This window comes from Bradyrhizobium sp. 157 (genome assembly GCF_023073815.1).
Classification (GTDB): Bacteria; Pseudomonadota; Alphaproteobacteria; order Rhizobiales; family Xanthobacteraceae; genus Bradyrhizobium.
On record NZ_JADPKF010000124.1, the window covers coordinates 20,494 to 39,150 of the forward strand.

At 62.2% G+C, this 18,657-nt stretch carries 14 protein-coding genes; 5 read left to right on the top strand and 9 right to left on the bottom strand.

The window, feature by feature from the left end:
- Positions 1-119 precede the first annotated feature (119 nt).
- Positions 120-4,208, top strand: coding sequence for a GAF domain-containing protein (locus IVA95_RS38210; RefSeq protein ID WP_247515232.1), 4,089 nt, complete (start codon positions 120-122; stop codon positions 4,206-4,208).
- On the opposite strand, the gene IVA95_RS38215 is transcribed toward IVA95_RS38210, so the two are convergent.
- Positions 4,182-4,523, bottom strand: a complete 342-nt coding sequence (locus tag IVA95_RS38215) for a hypothetical protein (RefSeq protein WP_247515233.1) — start codon at positions 4,521-4,523, stop codon at positions 4,182-4,184. The genes IVA95_RS38210 and IVA95_RS38215 overlap by 27 nt on opposite strands.
- A gap of 60 nt (positions 4,524-4,583) precedes the next feature.
- A complete protein-coding gene (locus IVA95_RS38220; RefSeq protein ID WP_247515234.1) occupies positions 4,584-4,823 on the bottom strand; it encodes a DUF2171 domain-containing protein in 240 nt (79 codons plus the stop codon).
- A 302-nt stretch (positions 4,824-5,125) separates the two neighbouring features.
- On the opposite strand from IVA95_RS38220, the gene IVA95_RS38225 reads away from it, so the two are divergent.
- Positions 5,126-5,728 (top strand): DUF1080 domain-containing protein, encoded by a 603-nt coding sequence (locus tag IVA95_RS38225; protein ID WP_247515235.1) that lies wholly within the window; start codon positions 5,126-5,128, stop codon positions 5,726-5,728.
- 113 nt (positions 5,729-5,841) lie between these two features.
- Here IVA95_RS38225 and galE read toward each other — a convergent pair whose 3' ends face one another.
- The 7 genes from galE to IVA95_RS38260 form a co-directional block, all read right to left on the bottom strand.
- Positions 5,842-6,852: a UDP-glucose 4-epimerase GalE gene (gene galE / locus IVA95_RS38230; RefSeq protein WP_247515236.1), complete on the bottom strand. Its 1,011-nt coding sequence runs from the start codon at positions 6,850-6,852 to the stop codon at positions 5,842-5,844.
- Complete coding sequence (locus IVA95_RS38235) at positions 6,849-7,673, bottom strand: WecB/TagA/CpsF family glycosyltransferase (RefSeq protein WP_247515237.1); 825 nt, start codon at positions 7,671-7,673, stop codon at positions 6,849-6,851. Before IVA95_RS38235 ends, galE begins: the two co-directional genes overlap by 4 nt.
- Positions 7,666-9,957, bottom strand: coding sequence for an exopolysaccharide transport family protein (locus IVA95_RS38240; protein ID WP_247515238.1), 2,292 nt, complete (start codon positions 9,955-9,957; stop codon positions 7,666-7,668). Before IVA95_RS38240 ends, IVA95_RS38235 begins: the two co-directional genes overlap by 8 nt.
- A 156-nt stretch (positions 9,958-10,113) precedes the next feature.
- On the bottom strand, positions 10,114-10,866 hold the full coding sequence (locus tag IVA95_RS38245) for a polysaccharide deacetylase family protein (protein WP_247515239.1): 753 nt from the start codon (positions 10,864-10,866) through the stop codon (positions 10,114-10,116).
- 3 nt (positions 10,867-10,869) lie between these two features.
- A complete protein-coding gene (locus IVA95_RS38250) occupies positions 10,870-11,667 on the bottom strand; it encodes a class I SAM-dependent methyltransferase (RefSeq protein ID WP_247515240.1) in 798 nt (265 codons plus the stop codon).
- Between the two features lie 40 nt (positions 11,668-11,707).
- The gene (locus IVA95_RS38255; protein WP_247515241.1) at positions 11,708-12,847 is read right to left on the bottom strand and encodes a hypothetical protein; all 1,140 of its coding nucleotides are present in this window, start codon (positions 12,845-12,847) and stop codon (positions 11,708-11,710) included.
- A 68-nt stretch (positions 12,848-12,915) separates the two neighbouring features.
- Positions 12,916-14,469, bottom strand: a complete 1,554-nt coding sequence (locus IVA95_RS38260; RefSeq protein WP_247515242.1) for an oligosaccharide flippase family protein — start codon at positions 14,467-14,469, stop codon at positions 12,916-12,918.
- Between the two features lie 538 nt (positions 14,470-15,007).
- Here IVA95_RS38260 and IVA95_RS38265 point away from each other — a divergent pair.
- From IVA95_RS38265 to IVA95_RS38275, 3 genes are all read left to right on the top strand, one after another.
- Positions 15,008-15,994 carry a hypothetical protein gene (locus IVA95_RS38265; protein WP_247515243.1) on the top strand — a complete coding sequence of 329 codons (987 nt, stop codon included), beginning with the start codon at positions 15,008-15,010 and terminating at the stop codon, positions 15,992-15,994.
- 213 nt (positions 15,995-16,207) lie between these two features.
- Positions 16,208-17,257 (top strand): glycosyltransferase family 2 protein, encoded by a 1,050-nt coding sequence (locus IVA95_RS38270; protein ID WP_247515244.1) that lies wholly within the window; start codon positions 16,208-16,210, stop codon positions 17,255-17,257.
- Complete coding sequence (locus tag IVA95_RS38275; RefSeq protein WP_247515245.1) at positions 17,254-18,567, top strand: O-antigen ligase; 1,314 nt, start codon at positions 17,254-17,256, stop codon at positions 18,565-18,567. The genes IVA95_RS38270 and IVA95_RS38275 overlap by 4 nt, the downstream gene beginning before the upstream one ends.
- Positions 18,568-18,657 lie beyond the last annotated feature (90 nt).

Below are 18,657 nucleotides of genomic sequence, written 5' to 3' on the forward strand. Positions count from 1 at the left end.
TGGTCTGACATTTACTCTGAATCGCAACTCCCGGCCGCCAATAACGAGCATTTAGGCCTGTTGCACGCATAAAATCCGCAAGGGGCAGCCCGGCGCTGCCGGCAGGGAGCTTGGGGACGGTGAAGACCGACATCGCGCGCACACTCGCGGCGTTGAATGCGACCAACGAAGCGATTCTGTACGCCAAATCGCCCGAGGAACTGTATGCGAAGGTTTGCGACGCCGCGTTCTCGGTCGGCGACTTCCTGGCTGTATCGGTCTTCCTGCTGGAGAGGGAAACCAATTTCCTGCGCTTCGCCGCCGGCTGCGGCGATGACGTGCCCCGCCTGCGCAGCATCGACATTTCGGTTCTGGCCGGGACGCCCGAGGGATCCGGTGTTGCCGGACAAGCGTTCCGCGACGGGCGCGTATGCGTCAGCAACGATTTCCTGAACGATCCGCGCTCGTTGGCTTGGCGCGACGGCGCCAAGGCCAACCACGTGGGCGCGGCGGCGGCGCTGCCGTTGATCTGCAATGGCCAGAGCGTTGGTGTGTTGTTGGTCTCACGCCGCGAGGCGCACTCGATCGACGCACAACTCGTCGCGATGCTGGAGCGTGTCTCGGCAAACATTTCGTTCGCGCTCGACAATTTCGACCATGAAGCTGCGCGCAAGAACGGCGAGCGCACCATGCGGCGGTTGAATCGGATGTTCGGCGCCATCAGCGCGACCAACGAAGCCATTCTTCGCGCCAAGACTGAACAGGAACTCTATCAGCGCGTTTGCGACGCAGCGGTATACAGCGGAAAGTCAGCGGCCACGGTGATCCTGCTTGCAGAGCCGGACTCGATCTGGCTGAAGCCGGTCGCTGGGACAGGCGCAATCGTCGAACAGATCATGCGTGCGCCGTTCTCGATCGACGCGGGCAACCCGTATGGAACGGGCGTCTGTGGCAAGGCATTCCGGACGCAGCAGCCTGCCGTCAACAACGACATTCTCAGCTCGACACAGGGGCAGCCCTGGCACCAGACCGCCCGCGAAACGGGCGTTACCGCCTGCGTCGCCCTTCCCCTGATCAAGGCAGATGAGAGCGTCGGCGTGCTGCTGTTCTTCGTCGGAAAGCTGTGGGCGGAGGATGAAGAGATCGTCGCGCTGATGGCGCGGATCGCAGAAAACGTTTCCTTTGCGCTGGAAAACTTCGAGCGTGCCAGCGAAAAGGCGCGGGCCGACGCCCAGAAGCAACGTTTGGGGCGCATGCTGGCGGCGCTCAGCGCCACCAACGAAGCGATCGTCCGCGCGACGTCGCGCACCGAGCTGTTCGAACTGGTGTGCGAAGCTGCCGCGAACGGTGGACGGTTCAACTCGACCAGTATCCTGTTGGCCCGCCCCGACAGCTACGACATCGATCTGGTGGCCGTTGCGGGACCGACGGCAAACAACATGCGGCGGGTCAAGGTCTCGACCAACGCGGATCTGCCTGAAGGGCGTGGTCTCTGCGGCAATGCGTTCCGCTCCAAGCGAGCTTGCATCGCAAACGACTTGCGGGCCGATCCGCGAGGATCGGCATTTCATCAGTTCATTCACAGCGATGGTGCTATGTCGGGCGCTGCGTTTCCGCTGCTCGTTTCCGGTCAGCCCTTCGGTGTGATGTTCTTCATCTCGTCCGAGAAAGATACGTTCACGCCCGAATTTTCCGAACTGCTGCAGCGACTCACGGAGAATGTGTCGTTCGCGCTGGAAAATTTCGACCGGGCGGACGAGAAGGCGAGGACCGAAAGTCAGAAAAAACGCCTGACGCGGATGTTCGCTGCTTTGAGCAGAACCAACGAAGCCATCATGCGCGCCAAATCCCGCACGGAGCTTTTTAATCTCGTGTGCGAGGCTGCGGCAAATGGCGGCAGGTTTACGTCGACCACCATTGCGCTGGCCACCCCCGGCAGCGACCTTCTCAGAATCGTGGCCGCCTCCGGCCCGGCAGCCGAGACGACGCGGCACGTCAGGTTATCGACGGATGAAAGCCGTCCCGAGGGACGGGGGCTCAGCGGAACGGCGTTTCGAACCGGGCGTCCATGCATCACCAATGATTATGTTAGCGACCAGCGCGTTGCCGCCTTCCAGGCCGTCGTAGGTAGCTATGGCGCCCAGTCAGGCGCCGCCTTTCCTCTCTTGGTCCGGGACGAGCCAGTTGGCGTTATGATTTACATGTCCTTGGACAAGGACACCTTCACCGCCGAATTCGTCGAACTGCTGCAACGACTGGCCGACAATGTCTCGTTCGCGCTGGAGAACTTCGATCGTGCCGAGGACAAGGCCAGGACCGAAGTCCAGAAGGAGCGCCTGACGCGCATGCTCGCGGCGCTGAGCGCGACCAATGAGGCGATCATCCGCGCGACCTCCCGGACAGAACTGTTCGACCTGGTGTGCGAAGCCGCCGCCAACGGCGGCAAGTTCACTCTGACCTCCATCGTATTGGCGAAACCCGACAGCGATGATCTCGAAGTTGTTGCTGCCGCGGGTCCGACTGCCCTCAGCGCACGTCTGGCAAAGATATCGGCAAGTGAGGCGCACCCGGAGGGACGTGGGCTGTGCGGTCAGGCGATCCGTTCGCAGCGGCCGTGCATCATCAACGATTACCTCGCTGATCCCAATGCCGAGGCGTTTCACCACAGAGCGCGTCTCGATGGCACGAATTCCGGCGCTTCGTTCCCCCTGCTGGTGCATGGGCAAGCCGTCGGCGTGATGTCGTTCATGTCGCGCGAGACGGATACATTCACGCCTGAGTTTGCCGAGTTGTTGCAGCGGCTCGTCGACAACGTGTCCTTTGCCTTGGAGAATTTCGATCGCGCGGATGAAAAGACCCGCGCGGACGAGCGGATCGAGTACCTGGCGTCGCACGACAGCCTGACCAACCTGCCGAACCGGGAGATGTTCAACGGTATGCTTCGCCGCGCGATCGACGCCGCCGCGCGCTACCAACGGCAGTTTGCGCTGCTGTTCATCGACCTCGACAGGTTCAAGGTCATCAACGACTCGCTAGGGCATGACGCCGGCGACATGTTGCTGGTGGAGATCGGCGACAGGCTACGCCGCGCGCTGCGCTCGAGCGACGTCGTGGCGCGGCTCGGTGGCGACGAGTTCGTTGTCATCCTGGAGGAGGCGGCCGAGCGGCACGAGGTGGAGCGCATAGCCGGCGAGCTTCTCTCCGTACTGGGCCAGCCGCTGCAACTCAGCGGTCACGAATGCCAGACCACAGCCTCGATCGGGATCGCAATGTACCCGTCCGATGGCACCGACATGCAGACGCTGACCAAGAATGCCGACATGGCGATGTATCTCGCCAAGGAGGACGGCAAGAACGGCTTCCGCTTCTTTACCAAGGAAATCAAGACGCAGTCGATCGAGCGTCTGACGCTGGAGAGCGCGCTGCGCCGCGCGCTGGAGCGCGACCAGTTCTCGCTGCACTACCAGCCCAAGATCGACATGGAGAGTCGACAGATCACCGGCGTCGAAGCGCTCTTGCGCTGGAATCATCCCGAGCTCGGCACCGTCTCCCCGGGGCAATTCATTCCGCTCGCCGAGGAAACCGGGCTCATCGTTCCGATCGGCCGCTGGGTGCTCAAGGAAGCCTGTGCGCAGAACATGGCCTGGCAGCGCCGCGGCCTGCGGCCGGTGACGATGGCCGTCAACCTGTCGCCGCGGCAATTCGCCGATCCACATCTGCTGCACGACGTCGACGAGGCGCTGTTGGCAAGCGGCATGTCGCCGGTGCTGCTGCAGCTCGAAGTCACCGAAAGCATGGTGATGCGGAATGTCTCACGCGCGATCAAGATTCTCGACGCGATCCAGAGCCGCGGCATTCGCCTCGCGATCGACGATTTCGGAACCGGCTATTCGTCGATGTCGCTGATGAAGCAGTTCCCGATCGATACCATCAAGATCGACCGCTCTTTCGTTCGCGACCTGCCGGTCGATTCCGAAGACCAGGCCATTGCGCAGGCGATCATCAGCATGGGCAAGGCGCTTGGCATGACCGTCATTGCGGAGGGCGTCGAGACTGTGGAGCAGGAGGCCTTCCTGCGCAACCACGCCTGCGACGAGATGCAGGGCTTCCTGTTCTCCAAGCCGCTGCCCGCAACGCAAATGGCTGACCTGCTTCGGGCCGAACCGCGGCTCGCCTCGCCGCCGTTGCAGCCGGAAGCCGGATCAGGGTTGAAAGGCGCTATCGTCTGACGGTTGTGGATGCAGCTCGCGGACCGTCGGGTCCGAGAAGTCGATCTTGCGGGGAAAGTCGTACGGCCAAGGCAGGGACGTCTGCCCCGCGAAGGCTTTGAGGAGGAGTTCTGCTGCGGCGGCATACGTCGCCTGGTTGGGCAGGCAGAGTTCGGCACACCATTCCGCCGGCAGCGATTGCGGCGCGTTGCGCAACTCTATCGCTGGTCCCCACCACCATGCCGGGGCGGGCGATCGTTCGGCTTCGGGGACAGCCCGCCAGCGCGCGTATTCGCCGACCAAGCGTTCGAACTGCAATTGCGCCGCCGGATGCATCCCATCTCCTGTCATCAGATGATATCCGCATCCGCACGCGGCGCAATGCGCGTCAGTGGGTCATTGCCGGCCGTGCTGCCAGTGCGCGGTCACATCCGCGCCCGATTTGTTGAGATGCACGTGCTGATCGACATGATCAACCCATGACACCGGAATGAAGTGGTGATGCTCACCATCGGGCGAGCTCTGCTTGGTCAGCTTGATCTTGTCGGTTCCTTCCAGATGGTCGACTTTTCCGACCGTCTTCCTGTCCGACGAGATGACGTCCATGTGTTCCTTGATCTGCGCGGTAACAGTCATGTTTCATGTCCGTAACGTGGTTGAGAGCATGAAACGCACCGCCGCCGAAATGGTTGCGGAGCCGCCTGCCGCTGTCCGCCGGCCGGTACGCCAGCCACACAGCATTGCTCCCGAGCGCTTGCAATACAGCGGTTATCTGTCTTCTGCCACCGTCGGGGTCGCCGGACCTTCGCCCATGATCAGCAGTACGGCGTCTTCATCCTTGGCACAACGCATCTGCAGCATGAAAAACGGATTTACGCTGGTCAATGTGATGCTACGTTGCCGCCCAACTAAAAAGCAGCCACGGGAGGGTTACGTTCATGAAGCGTTTGTCGGTACTTGCGGCCGGCCTGTTGATGGGCGCAGCCGCCGTTCAATTTTCCAGCGTAGCATCCGGCCAGAGCGATGGCTGGGTGACGCTCGTCGACGGCACCAAGATGGGCGACTGGACCGAGGTCGGTAAGGCCAATTGGGCGATGAAGGACGGTGCGCTGGTCGCAGACAAGATCACTGAGGGCAAGGATCCCTCGTATCTCGTCAGCAAGCAGTCCTACAAAGATTTCGAAATGAAGGTCGAGTTCTGGGCCGACGATGACGCCAACAGCGGAATTTTCATTCGCTGCGACCAGTCGGCCAAAATCGATTCCAAGATCTGCTATGAGGTCAACATTTTCGACAAGCGGCCCGATCCGACCTACGGCACCGGCGCAATCGTCGACCTGGCCAAGGTCGACCCGATGCCGAAGGCGGGCGGCAAGTGGAATACTTTCGAAATCACGGCCAAGGGGCCGCATCTCGTCGTCGTACTGAACGGCCAGAAGACCGCCGACGTCCAGGATTCAAAACACGCCAGCGGCCCGTTTGCCCTGCAATACGGCTCTGGCGTGGTCAAGTTCCGCAAGGTGCAGATCAAGCCGCTGTAGGTAGTTGAGCGATAACTTGCGCTGCGTTCTGAACTCCCTCTCCCGCTTGCGGGGGAGGGTCGGGGTGGGGGTGCCGCCGCATCGGGATCGCCTGCCGTTTGCGTGGCGGAAGCTCAATCCTCACCAAGCGCATCCGTCTTCAGCGGGTGGGCCTTCTTGTGCCACGCCCAGGCGGTGCGGATGATCGTGGCCAGATCCGAATGGGCCGGACGGAAGTTCAATGTCGCGCGCGCGGCGGAGGGATCGGCGACCAGATAGGTCGGATCGCCTGGTCGACGGGGCTTGACGACATGCGGGACTTCGCGGCCGGTCTCGGCGGCGATCGCCGCGAGGATCTCGCGCACCGAAAAGCCATCGCCGGTGCCGAGATTGAAGGCGCCGCCGGCATGCCCCTGCAGCAGAAGCTCGAGCGCAAGCACGTGGGCGGTCGCCAGATCGGTTACGTGGATGTAGTCGCGGATCGCGGTCCCGTCGGGCGTGTCGTAATCGTCGCCGAACACGGCGAAATCAGGCACATGTCCCTGCAGCGCCATCATGGCGCGGGGGATCAGGTGGGTTTCCACCTCGCGCAATTCGCCGATGCCGCCGGCGGGATCGGCGCCTGCAGCGTTGAAGTAGCGCAGCGCGAACGAGCCGAAGCCATAGGCTGTGCGATAATCCGCCAGCATGCGCTCGATCATCCATTTCGAGGCGCCATAGGGATTGATCGGCGCGCAGGGATAGTTTTCGGGCAGCGCCTTGCTGTCGGCATTGCCATAGACCGCGCCGGTCGATGAAAACACCAGGCGGTTACAGCCGGCCGCACGCATGGTCTCGAGCAGCGACAGCGTGCCGGCGAGATTGTTGACGTAGTATTTCTGCGGATCGGCAACGGATTCGCCGACCAGGCTCGACGCGGCGAAGTGCATGACCGCCACAATGTCATGCTCGGCAAAGGTCCGCGCCAGCGTCGCCCTGTCGGCGATGTCGCCGACCACCAGCGTGCCCGCGGCGAAGCTGCGATGGCCGGTCGAAAGATTGTCGTAGACAACGGGCTGGTAGCCCGCGCTATCCAATGCCCTGCAGCAATGCGAGCCGATATAGCCCGCTCCGCCGGTGACGAGAATGGTTGGACGGCTGCTCATCGGCTTTGTGTCCCGCCGATGTCCCTCGATCGGCTCCTGTTCAGCAACAGATACAGCGCGCGGGGATTGGTGGTCAAATAGCGCCAGAACAGGCGGCGCGGCTCCAGCCAGATGCGCCAGGCCCATTCGAGGCCCGCATGTTGCATCCACAGCGGCGCGCGGGTGCGGCTGCCCGACAGGAAATTGAACAGTCCCCCCGCCGTCTTGATAACGCCGACATTGGAGAGGGCGGGCGCGAATTCCTCGACGAAGGCCTGTTCATAGGGAACACCGAGCGCGACCCAGAGATAGTCCGGTGCCAGCGCGTTGATTTCGGCGACCTTGGTGCGCAGCGCCTCGCCCCGGAGATAGCCGTGGTAACGGCCGACAATCTTGAGATCGGGATATTGCCTGCGAACGCTGGCGACCGCGACGGCGTTCTCGGTCTCGTCCGCACCCAGCATGTAGAAGGTCAGGCCGGCCGCCTGCGCCTTGCGGGCGACGACGTGGAACAGGTCGGTGGTCGCGACGCGCTCGGGCAGCGGTGTCCTCGATTTGAGCCGCGACACGGCCACCAGCGGCTGGCCGTCGGCATTGATCAGATCGGCGGCCCGGAACAGCCGGTCGGTCATCGGCTCGGTGGAGCAGCGCGCCAGCACCTCGCCATTGGCCGAGGTCAGATAGAGCGGACGATTGATGCGGCGTTGCGGGAACACCATGTCGATCATGAAGTTCGCAGTCTGCTCGAGATCCAGCACGGCGAGCCGCAGCCCACCGAGCGTGATGCGGGGTATGCTGGCCGTAGCCGCTCGGCCGACGGGATTCGCGCGGCGCTCAAGCATATTGCTTGTCCCGCTGCTGGCCGACGGCGGTGGGGTCGACTTCGCAGAGAACGACACCGACCAGCTTGTGCTCGGCCCCACCGAGGGCTGCGATAATGTCTTCCATGCTGTCGTTGATGTCGAGGTGCACCGGCAGGATCGCAACCAGTCCCTCGGCCATCTCCAGCAGTTTGCGGTCGATCGGGTTCCACGGCATCGCCGGCCCGTCGAGGATCACGAGGTCATGGCCATCGGTGGAACGGGCCTGCGCAATTGCCTTTCGAATGGCGTCACCCGCTTTCGCGTCCGTCGCCTTGATGGCCGGCAGGATCGAAATTCCGTTGGCGGTCTGGATCGCGCGGGGGGCCTTGGCGCCGATGCTGAGCCAACCGAAGCGGCTTGAATCGCTCTTGGCCAGGTGGCTCACCTTGTCCGACAGCGCGCGTCGCTTGAGGTCAGCATCGATCAACAGCACCTTGGCGCCGTCGCGCGCCGCGGCGAGCGCGATGTTCAGCGCGGCGATGCTGCGGTCCTGATCCGAACCTGCGCCGATCACGGCCATCACGGGTGGCGTTTGCCCGGCGCGCCTGGCCAGCGCTGCGCGCATCTCGCGCATAGCATTGAGGACGGTCATCAAGGGAAAGCCGGCGCGCAGCGTAGGCCAACCGAACCGCGTGACGTCGGCGGTGCCATCAGTCGCAAGAATGCTGCTGAGCGTGCGCATCACGTCGGTTTCCTGCAGCCGTGCGATCAGCGGCTTTTCGATCAGGCTGACGGCGGGTTGCGCCCGGAATTCGGCGGCAGGCGGCTCCCTCGCAGCCTCAACCGCGGCGGGCTCTTTCGTAGCTTCCGACGGCGCCTTGTCCCGGGGCTGAAGCGGGTTCGTGCCCGGCATCAACTGATTGGCCGCCACGATCCAGCCCGCGGCTGCGAGCCCGCCAAGGGCAAAGCCGATCATCATGAGCAGGCTCATGGCCGGCGGGAAAGTGCGCCGCTGCGGCACGGTGGCTTCGCCGATGATGCGCGCGTTCGAAGTGTTCAGGCTTTCCTGCTCTTCGGTTTCGCGCGATCGCTTCAGGAACGACTGGTAGACGTTGCGGCTCGCCTCGACCTCGCGTTCGAGCTCGCGCAGGCGCACCGAAGCCTGGCTCATCTGGACGCTCTGGCGCTTCTGGGTTTCCAGTGCCTTGTTGAGCGATGCTTCGTAATCACGGGCGCGGATCAGGTCGTTCTTCGCAGCCTGCGCGAAGCGCTCGACCTCTTCGTTGATGGCGCGGCGCAGGTCCTGCACCTGCTGCTCCATCTGGCGCAGCGCCGGATGACGGGGTCCCAGTTCGCTTTGCAGTTCAGCCTGGCGCTTTCGCGCCTCGGCAAATTGCGCGCGCAGATTGGCAATGGTCGGCGACTGCAGCGCCTCGGGAATGGCGCCGGCGTCGCTTGATGCCTTGCGGCTGGCTGCTATCTGGTCGTATTTGGCCTGCGCGTCGAGCGTCAGCGCACGCGCCGCGGCGAGCCGCTGGTTGCTGGCGGAGAGCTGCTGGTCGCTGATCAGCGTGTCCTGGCTGCCGACAAAGTTGTTCTGCGCCTTGTAGACCGCAAGCGTGTTCTCGGCATTGCGAAGCCGTTCCTGCAGCTCCTTCAGCCGGCCGGAAAGATCGCTGGTCGCGCGCCGCGCGGCGGCGGCCTGCGACTGTTTGGATTCGGCCAAATAGGCTTTTGAGATCGCGTTGGCGAGCATCGCCGCTTTGGCGGGCTCGTACGACCAGACGTCGATGTCGACGATGAAGGTCCGATCGGTCTTCTTGACGTTGACGTGGCGATTGAGCGCTTCCAGCGCGCTCATCTGAATTTGCTTCTGCTGCTCGGCGGTCGGGCGCAGCTCGATCCCGAACAGGCCGAGCAGCGATCCGAGGAGGCCCTTGGCATCGCCGCCGCCGAACTCCGGATCCTTTTCCAGATTGGTGTCGCGCATCACCTGCAGCAGCACGTTGTTCGAGGTGATGACGCGCGCCTGGCTCTCCACCACCATCGCGAGCCCGGAAATATCCTGGGCGCGCGGCGTCAATTCGCGATCGACCAACTGCAATTCGCGGGGATCGACGTAGAGCTGGGTGGAGGCGGTGTATTTCGGCGTCAGGCTCTTGCCGACCGCAACGGCAATGCAGGCGGAGATCAGTGCCGCTGATGCGATCGCAGCCTTCCGTTGCCACAGCAGCTGGGCCAGATCGAGCACGCTGAAGCCGGCCGGCGCGGTCACCGCGGCGGGCCTGGCGTCTGGCTTTATCGGCTGGTCATAGATAAGCATCGACCCCAGCATCCATTCGAAGTGCCGCACGCATCGGCTGAGGGGTTACTCTTCGGATCACACCAGGCGCGCCGGAAACAAGCGCTGAAGAAACGCAACAGGGAAAATTAACCATACTCACCGAGGCACTATTCACCGAAATGGCAAACAAAGCGTTTAACCGCGGGCGCATCGCATCGCCTCCGCCACGGTGAGGATCGGAATTTTCCGCCGCGATGCTGCTGCGAGCGCATGCTCGAGCAGGGCAGGCGAGCAGCCATAGGGGCTCGGGCGGTCGGTGACGTCGTGGCTGTAGAAAATTAACCATCCATTATTGGCTTGCGCGTCGTCAAATGCGCGTTCAATCCCGTCACGATCCATCTCGCGATCGATCAGCGGCATCGCGCGCAGGAACTGCAGATCCACGCCGCCGCTGTTGACGCCCTGGACGATGCTGCGGCAGGTCTGGAATTCCCTCCTGAGCTGATGCTTCCGAGCGTAGGAGCCGTACCCGAACGGATAGGCAAAACTATCGATTCGTATCGACGGATCGAGCGCGTGAAGGTAAGCGCGGTTGCGCATGATTTCTTGCCGCATCGCGGCCTCGTCGAGGTCGCAGGCGCGCTGATGCGAAAACGTGTGGCAGCCGATCTCGTGACCCCTATGGTGAAGCGAGACCACATCCTCGCCATCGCCCGTCACCCAGTCCGGCCCATCGGCGCCGACCAGGCTGCCCGAGACATAGAACGTTCCCCGCGCGCCATGCGCTTCGAGCATCGCAGAGCCGGTCGTCACCGCGCTCTTTGGCAGATCGTCGAAGGTGAAACTGACCATCGGTGCGCTGTTGCGCAGCCGGAATAGATCGACGTGCAAATGCATCGCCAGCCGGTGGCCGAGCTTTGCTCTTGCCTCTGACCACATCGCGTTCATGGTTCAGCGCTTTCGCAGGATCACGTGGTAGTCGCCCTGCCGCACATCGGTGCGGCCGGGCAGGAAGAAGTTCATGGCGCGCGCGGCGGCATCGATCAGCGCAGCGCAGGCGGGCATGCGCAGCCGCATCTCCGGATAGCGAGGGCTCTCATACTGTTTGCGATAGATCATCTGCAGGCCGTGCTGTTCGGCGAATGCTTCCAGATTGGAAAGCGTGACCAGCGGATGGAATAGCGTTGGGAACGGTGCGTGGCCGGGTAGGCCGGCTTTGTTGTCGCCGCGGACATGGCGGTAGAACCAGACATGGAACCAGTGAGGCGAGTATTTGGTAACGAAGCCGGACAGCGAGCGCGGATTGGGCGCGCCGATCAGGATCAGGCCGTTCGGCTTCAGCGCTTCCCAGAAGCGCAGCAATGCGGCTTCGACGTCGGGTACGTGCTCGATCACGTTGTAGCAGATCACCAGGTCGAAGCTGTTGGGCCGGAAGCGATGGGTCTGGATGTCGCCGAGGATGGCCTGCTGCGCGTAATCGTTGTTGCGGATCTGGTCCTCGTCGATATCGACCACGGTGACGTTGGCGCGATGCAGCACTTTGAGCGGCAGGAAGCTGGTCGAGCCGCCGCCGGCTTCGTAAATCGAGAGTTCGCCTTCAGGCAGCGTCGCTTCGAGGATGGCGTGAACCGTGAGCAGGCTCTGCCGCGCTTCGCCATGCACTAGCTCGAGAAGCGCCTGCGGATGCTGCACGGTTTGCGGAGCGTTTGCTGTCGCCGGCGCGCGGCCGATCGTGACTGCCTCGTTCATCGAATCTATCCATTCTGACGTGGGGGGTGCCCTGTTCATTCTAGTTTTTCCAATCCACCCGCTGAAACGCTTGCAACAACGCCTGGTCCGCCTTGTGAATCGAAGGATCGAACGGCACGCGGTTGGTGCGTTGATATTTCCAGTTGCTGCCGATCTCGCGAAAATGCCGGAACGAAAAGTCCTTGGTGCAGAAGTACGAGGCCCACCAGGAGAAGATCGAATGAATGTGCCATTGCGCATGCGTCGGACACCGGCCGGGAACCACCGTCCATTTCGGCAGGCACGCGTTGGCGTCACGCCGCATCACGAGCCGCGAGAATTCGTATTTCGGCGGCATGAAGACCGAGAAGTCGGCGTGGCGATGCGGAATGCGCATGTCGTCGCGGAGACCGTCATCGATGCCGATAATCCATCGTCCCCGGTATCGGACAAGCCCGGTCCACGACTGTTCGGCGGCTTCGAACACCGACTTGCCGGTCTTCGAGAGTACCAGCTCGTCGATGTCGGAATTCATGGCGCTTCGGGCATGCTGCAGGAACCGCCACCTTGCGTGCTCCCAGGCTCCCAGCTGGCAGAAATCGGAATCCCAGTGATCCCAGCTATTGGCGCCCTGCGGGCCGTACTTGAAGGGCCACTCCATCACGACCGAGCATCGGATGCCCGCGATCGATCGAAGCGCGGCGCTCAAGGTGGCGCTGTCGTAGGCGCTGGAGCCGTTGTCGTAGATGAGAACGGCGTCCGCGCCGTGAATGTCGCGGTTGAATCTCACCCAATCGAGGATCCATTCGATCGGATTGTCCTTCGACATCGTGAAGATGACGCGGCGATCCCTGAACATTTCCGAATGGTTCGGCGACACCGAGAAGGTGAAGCTGCCCAGGTCGCCCAATGCCTGGACCGGGCTGGCATTCTCGGGAATGTCCAGCCACAACTGAGCGTGACGGTCGAGCTGCCTTGTCCGCGCTTTGCAGGTCCCGGCGCCGCTGATGAAGGTTGTTGTCGCAACGTCCCGCGCGAGGTTGAGGAAGGGCGGTGCAAACAGCGCAATCTTTGATTTGCTGACCTGCACTGCATCGTAGAACAGCGTATTGCTGTCGAAGTCGCGGTCGAAATTCTCGCCCCGGAACGCGAGCGGGCGGGTCGCCTCGCGCCGCTTGTCGGTAAAGTCCGACAGCGACACCGGGTTAGTTCGACAAATAACATGTCGATTGTCGGTTGCAACGACCGGGCTTTTGCTGGCGAGCCGCATCATGGTTTTCTGATCGACATGCTGGGGAGTCCCGTGGACCGGGCGGTGATCGACGGGATCGGAAGGGCGTGTGCTTCACGCGTCGATTTGCTGGCCGGCCAGAGTTTGCGATGCGCGCCGTAGGCGATGACGGCCTGCCGCAAGCCGGCGACGTCGAACGCGAAGGCGGCTACGACGTACACGAGGCAGCCGGTCGCGGCCAGCACGCCAAACGAGACGATGCCGATCGGAAGCAGCGGTTTCAGGAACGTCAGCACCAGCGCCATGATCGCCGTCGCCGAGACGATGCGCATGAGCCGGAATGCGTTGAACGGAAGCGGAAACGCCTTCCGGGTGAGATACCAGCCGAAACCCGCGCCGAATGCTTCGACGATGACAAGGCTCGCCGCCGCGCCAATCAGGCCAAATCTGGCAAGCAGAACCGGCATGACCAGCAAGTTCGCGATCAGCATCGCGATGCTTTGCATCATCATCATGAACGGCGTCTTGGCAAGATGAAAGCTCGCGTGAATGTAGGACTGGGAGAATGACTGGAACAGCCAAGCGAATGCCAGGATCGGCATGATCTGCGCCGCGGTCTCCCTGAACTCGCTGCCGAGGATCACGCCGGCGATATAGCTGCTTGTCAGCGCCACGCCGACGACAGCAGGCAGGACGGCGGCGAATAGGATTTCGAGGCTGAGTTCCAGATGCGGCCGCGCTTCGCGCGCGCCGCCGTTGGCGTAAGCGCGCAACGCCAGCGGGATCGTCGCGGATGCGATGCTTACCGCCGGAATCAGGATGATCTGCCGGACGAGGTCTGCGGACGCGCCGTACTGGCCTGCCGCGTGGTCGCCCATGAAATGAAACACCAGCATCCGGTCGAGCGCAGCATGAATCGCAAAGACGATGCCGGATAGCGTGATCGGAATCCCGAAGGCCGCAAACGTTCGCAAATCGGAAAGCTTTGGTCCCGCGACGGGCGACCGCAGGATCGTGCTCGCAAACAACGTCGTCGTGACGAAATAGGTGATGGCGACCATCGCGAGCTGGTACAGTCCGCCGCCGCCCAGCAGCGCCGCGGCCAGACACAGCGTAAACGCCAGGCAGGCGCGGACGATCGACGCCGTCATGAACGCAAGCGATTGCAGCCGTGCCTTGAGCAGTTCCTGCCCGAGTTCAAACAGGCCGAGCCCCAGCGCAAAGAAGATGGCGGCGACATTTCGTTCCAGCGAGACCGACGTCGCCAGCGTGGCGACAAGAAGTGCGATCGGCGCGGCGAGGGCGGAGATGAGATAGGCGAGAAAAATGGTCTTCCTGACGTCGACCGTGCCGCCCTCCGACTGAAAACGCAGCGCGGCGACGCGAACCCAGGTGAACAGCAACGCCGAAACGATGCCCGCGGTGCTCAGACCGACGACATAGACGCCATATTCGTCCGGCGAGAGCAGGCGCGTGAATACGACCGCGCTCAGCAAACCAATAGCGGCCGATACGACGCTCGCAACCGAGTAATGGAATGTTTGGCTGAGCATTACTTCGGCAATGGGTTCAGGGTTAACGACACGGTACAATTCATCTCAACAATCTGCCGGAGGCTCCTCGTTGTCAGGCGCAATCTCTCGCGTGCCCATTGGAGCAAGATCAGTGCCGAACCGGTGCGGCACGTCTTGCGGTGCGTCAGCGTGGTTAACTCTAAGGTTTCCCGTCGGCTCTTACCGATAGACGACGAGGCCGAGAGTTTTCGGCACATCCGATCTGTCCGGGCTGTCCGTGTTTGCGACAGGCTGGGCCGCTCTGAGTTGCGCGGTAACCATTTCGACCGCACGCGCTCGTGCGTGCGGTCGCGGTGGACTGGATATTGCAAAGCCGGTTGCCGAGATCGCCGGCCTTTTTCGGCGAATGGATTGCCGATGAGCGTTTGGTTAGATTGCTTTCAACAAAATCTCTTTCCACAAGAAGGGCGCTGCAAGGGTCCTGTTCCTTTTGGGACAGCGATCTTGTCCGGCCTGTATCTTTTTGCGACGGCGAGAGCTCATCATCCCAACCGTTTCCTGCGGTGTGCTAACGCCGTGATGTCCGGCTTTGCCAGAAAGCACGCGTGGGTGGGCGATGTTTCGAACTGATCCGAGGCGGCGCAAGAAACACGGCCTGAAGCGGCTGGTGCTGTTTCTGGCGGCATTCGTCCTGACCGTGCTGTTGTTGGCGCGCGTCGACAGCAATGCTGCCTCACGCGCCTTCTCTAGTCCGGCGAAGTTCGCAGGCGCCTTCGTCAACTGGGGCCCCGTGGGACGCGAGCATACGCTGCAGGCATGGGAAAAATGGCTGAAGCAGAAGCCGTCCTCGGTGCTCGGCGTCGACTTCTATGGACAAACGACTTGGGAGGACTTCTCCAAACTGAGTTGGGTTCCCGGCGTCTGGAAGAAGCTCAACCCCGCGCGCAACGTGGTCTGGTCGATCCCACTGACCATGAAGGGCACGCCTCTCGCCGACGTTGCCCAAGGCTTGCATGATGCCGACTTCGAAGCGGCAGCCCGGGCGATTTCGGCAGCCCATCCCCAGGCGATCATCCGGCTCGGCTGGGAAATGAATCTGGCTGAAATGGCGTGGTTCGCGAAGGGGCATGAAGCCGATTACATCAAGGCGTTCCGCCGCGTCGTAGAGATATTCCGCCGTCACTCCTCAGGCTTCAAGTTCGATTGGTGTCCGGGATGGGGGCCGCAGGACATGCCGGCGGACGCGAGCTATCCCGGCGACGACGTCGTCGATTACATCGGCCTCGACGTCTACGACTTCAAGCATGAAGGCTCCGCCGAGGAGCGCTGGAACACCTTCTACGTCAAGGCGCCATTCGGCCTCGAATGGCACCGCGACTTTGCGCATCGGCACGGCAAGCGCATGAGCTATCCCGAATGGGGCGTGGGCAATTTCGGCGACAATCCGTTCTTCATTCAGCAGATGTACGATTGGTTCATGAAGAACGAAGACAGGATCGCCTACGCCGCCTATTTCGACGTCAACGGGGCGTGGCCTACCCAGATCGACAACGGCCAGTTTCCGAACTCGCAAAGGCTGTTCCGAAAATTGTTCAGCCGTTGATCCGCACTCGACGTTCGTTCAGCGCGGATTAACCCCGTCCATTAACCGTCGCCGAAGTTCGGTGCCTCACGTTTCGCTGCCGGATCGAAATTTGCACCACGGTGCGCGTTACGTCCGCAACGCCCGGAGAGATCCCGGAGCGAGCGGTTTTATCGAGACGGAAGTGTGCCGGATTAGTCCGGCCATCCCGTTTCGGGACGATGAGACATATTCGTGAACGACCAGACTTTCATGGCAGGGATTTCGACCAGCGATCGCCGGATGGAGCGGTCTGAACCGGCGGTCAGGGCTCTGCGCGCACTGGTGGCAGTTTCGCCGGCGCTCGATTCGGGAATCGAAACGGTGGTGTGCATCCCCTGTTTTCGTCGTCCTCAACACCTGCGCCGGACGCTGCAGTCGCTTGCCGCTCAACGCACTAGCCGCCGCTTCGCCATCGTGATGGTGGAGAACGATGCGTCGAGGAGCGAGAGCGTGCCCGTGGCCGCCGAATATCTGGCGTCGGGGAAGTTCTCAGGACTCTGCGTGATCGAGCCGCGGCAGGGAAACTGCTATGCGATCAACGCCGCCTTCGAGACCGCGCTGAAGATGTTCCCTTCTGCGACCAGTTTCCTGATGATCGACGATGACGAAATCGCTTCGCCGGACTGGCTGGAGCAGATGGTCGGGACGGCGGAAGCGACAGGCGCCGACATCGTCGGCGGACCGGTATTTCCTGAATTCGATGACGAACGGAAGCGTGGGCTGCGTCGTCACCCCGCATTTGCGCCGGCCTACGACGCCTCAGGTCCAGTGCCGGTGATCTATGGCTGCGGCAATTGCCTGATCCGGCGCGCGGTGTTCGACCGGTTGGACACGCCGGCGTTCGACCTCCGTTTCAATTTTCTTGGCGGCGGAGACACCGATTTCTTCTATCGCTGCAAGAGACTTGGCTTGCGGTTTCATTGGGTAGCCGAAGCCGCGATCAGGGAGACCGTGCCGCAAAGCCGGACCAGCCTGAAATGGCTGGTGACGCGGGGCTTACGGATCGGCGCGATCAACTATCACGTCCAGCGCAAGGCGACGCCGACGTTCCGCTTGCGGGCGAAGTTGACCGCCAAATTGCTGGCAGCCTTGCCGCTGTCGCTCATCCATGCCCTGCACGCGGTCTTCACCGAGCGCGAGTGGACCATTGCCATGCATCCCGTAATCGTGGCAATCGGCAGCGTGCTGGCCGCGCTCGGCCTCGAGCCGCAGCCCTACAAGGCGTCGAAGATCGTCTCATGACCCAGTTCATCGACGCATCCGAAATCCGCAACGTTGCCGCCGGGATTGAGCGCCAGCAGGTGATGGATGTCGTTCGCGGCGTGACCTTTGTCGGCACGTTGCTGCTTGGCTGGATCTCGCTACATCCGTTCGTCAGTCTCGGCGACATACAGATCGGTGACGTCGGCACCGGCAACGAGCTCGCGACCTATGCGATGTTCGGCGCGCTCAGCGTGCTGACAGTTGCGCTCGCGATGCGAAATGACGCCCGGGGACTGGCGACATTGTTGTCGCCGGCGTTTGTCCTGTTCGGCGCCTGGGTGCTGGTGACCGTCGTCTTGTCGTTCGATCCGACAACGTCGATCAGGCGTCTTTCTCTGACGATCTGCGTTGTCGCAGTGACCGCCGCGCTGATGCTGCTGCCGCGGTCACAGCAGGAATTGATGCATTGGTTCACGATCGCGGCGCTCACGCTATTGGCGATCTGCTATCTCGGAATATTGCTGGCCCCGGATCTTTCGATTCACTTGGCGACCGACCCGCTGGAGCCGGGACTTGCCGGCAACTGGCGCGGCACGTTCGGCCACAAGAACCAGGCCGCAGCCATCATGGTGATGGTGCTGTTTCTCGGCGTCTACATCATCCGCTCCGGTCTATGGATATCCGGGGCCGCCATCACCGCGCTTGCCTCGCTGTTCCTATTGTATTCGGCCGGAAAGAGCTCGCTGACGCTGTGCTTTGCGGTGCTTCTGCTGACGTCGGTCACCTCCTTCATCCGTTCATTCTGGTTTCGCGCGACCATCTTGCTTACACCGCTGGTGTTGCTGAACCTGCTGAGCGTCGGCATGGTGATGTTTGAAAGCCTCGCCGGAATCTCCAAACTGCTGCCGTTCGATTCGACATTCACCGGGCGCACTGACATCTGGGCGTTCGCATTGCAGTCGCTGCAGGCACGATTGCTCACCGGATACGGCTTTGCTTCCTTCTGGGGCAGCAGCGCCATTCAAAGCCTTCCCGAAGGCAAAGAGTGGGCCAGCTTCGCCGCCCACAGCCACAATGGCTATCTCGATACGGCGCTGGGTATGGGCGTTCCCGGGCTTCTTTTGCTGATCCTGGTGCTGGTGATCCTGCCGTTGAGGAATTTCCAACGGGCGGAGGAGGGCGGCAACAACGGTCCGCTCGCCATGATGCTGCTGCGGATCTGGCTGTTCGGGCTCTATCTGTCGGCGATGGAAAGCTTCTTCTTAGACCGTTCCGATCCGCTGTGGTTCACGTTCCTGATGGCGGTATTCGGCCTGCATTATCTCGCACGGTTCCGGGCGCGAGTTTGATGGTGGCGTGTCCGGACGCGGTGCAGCGCTTTTGGCGCTGCGCCGCAGAGCCGGGACCCATTCCTCCCGCAACTTCCTGGACCCCGGATC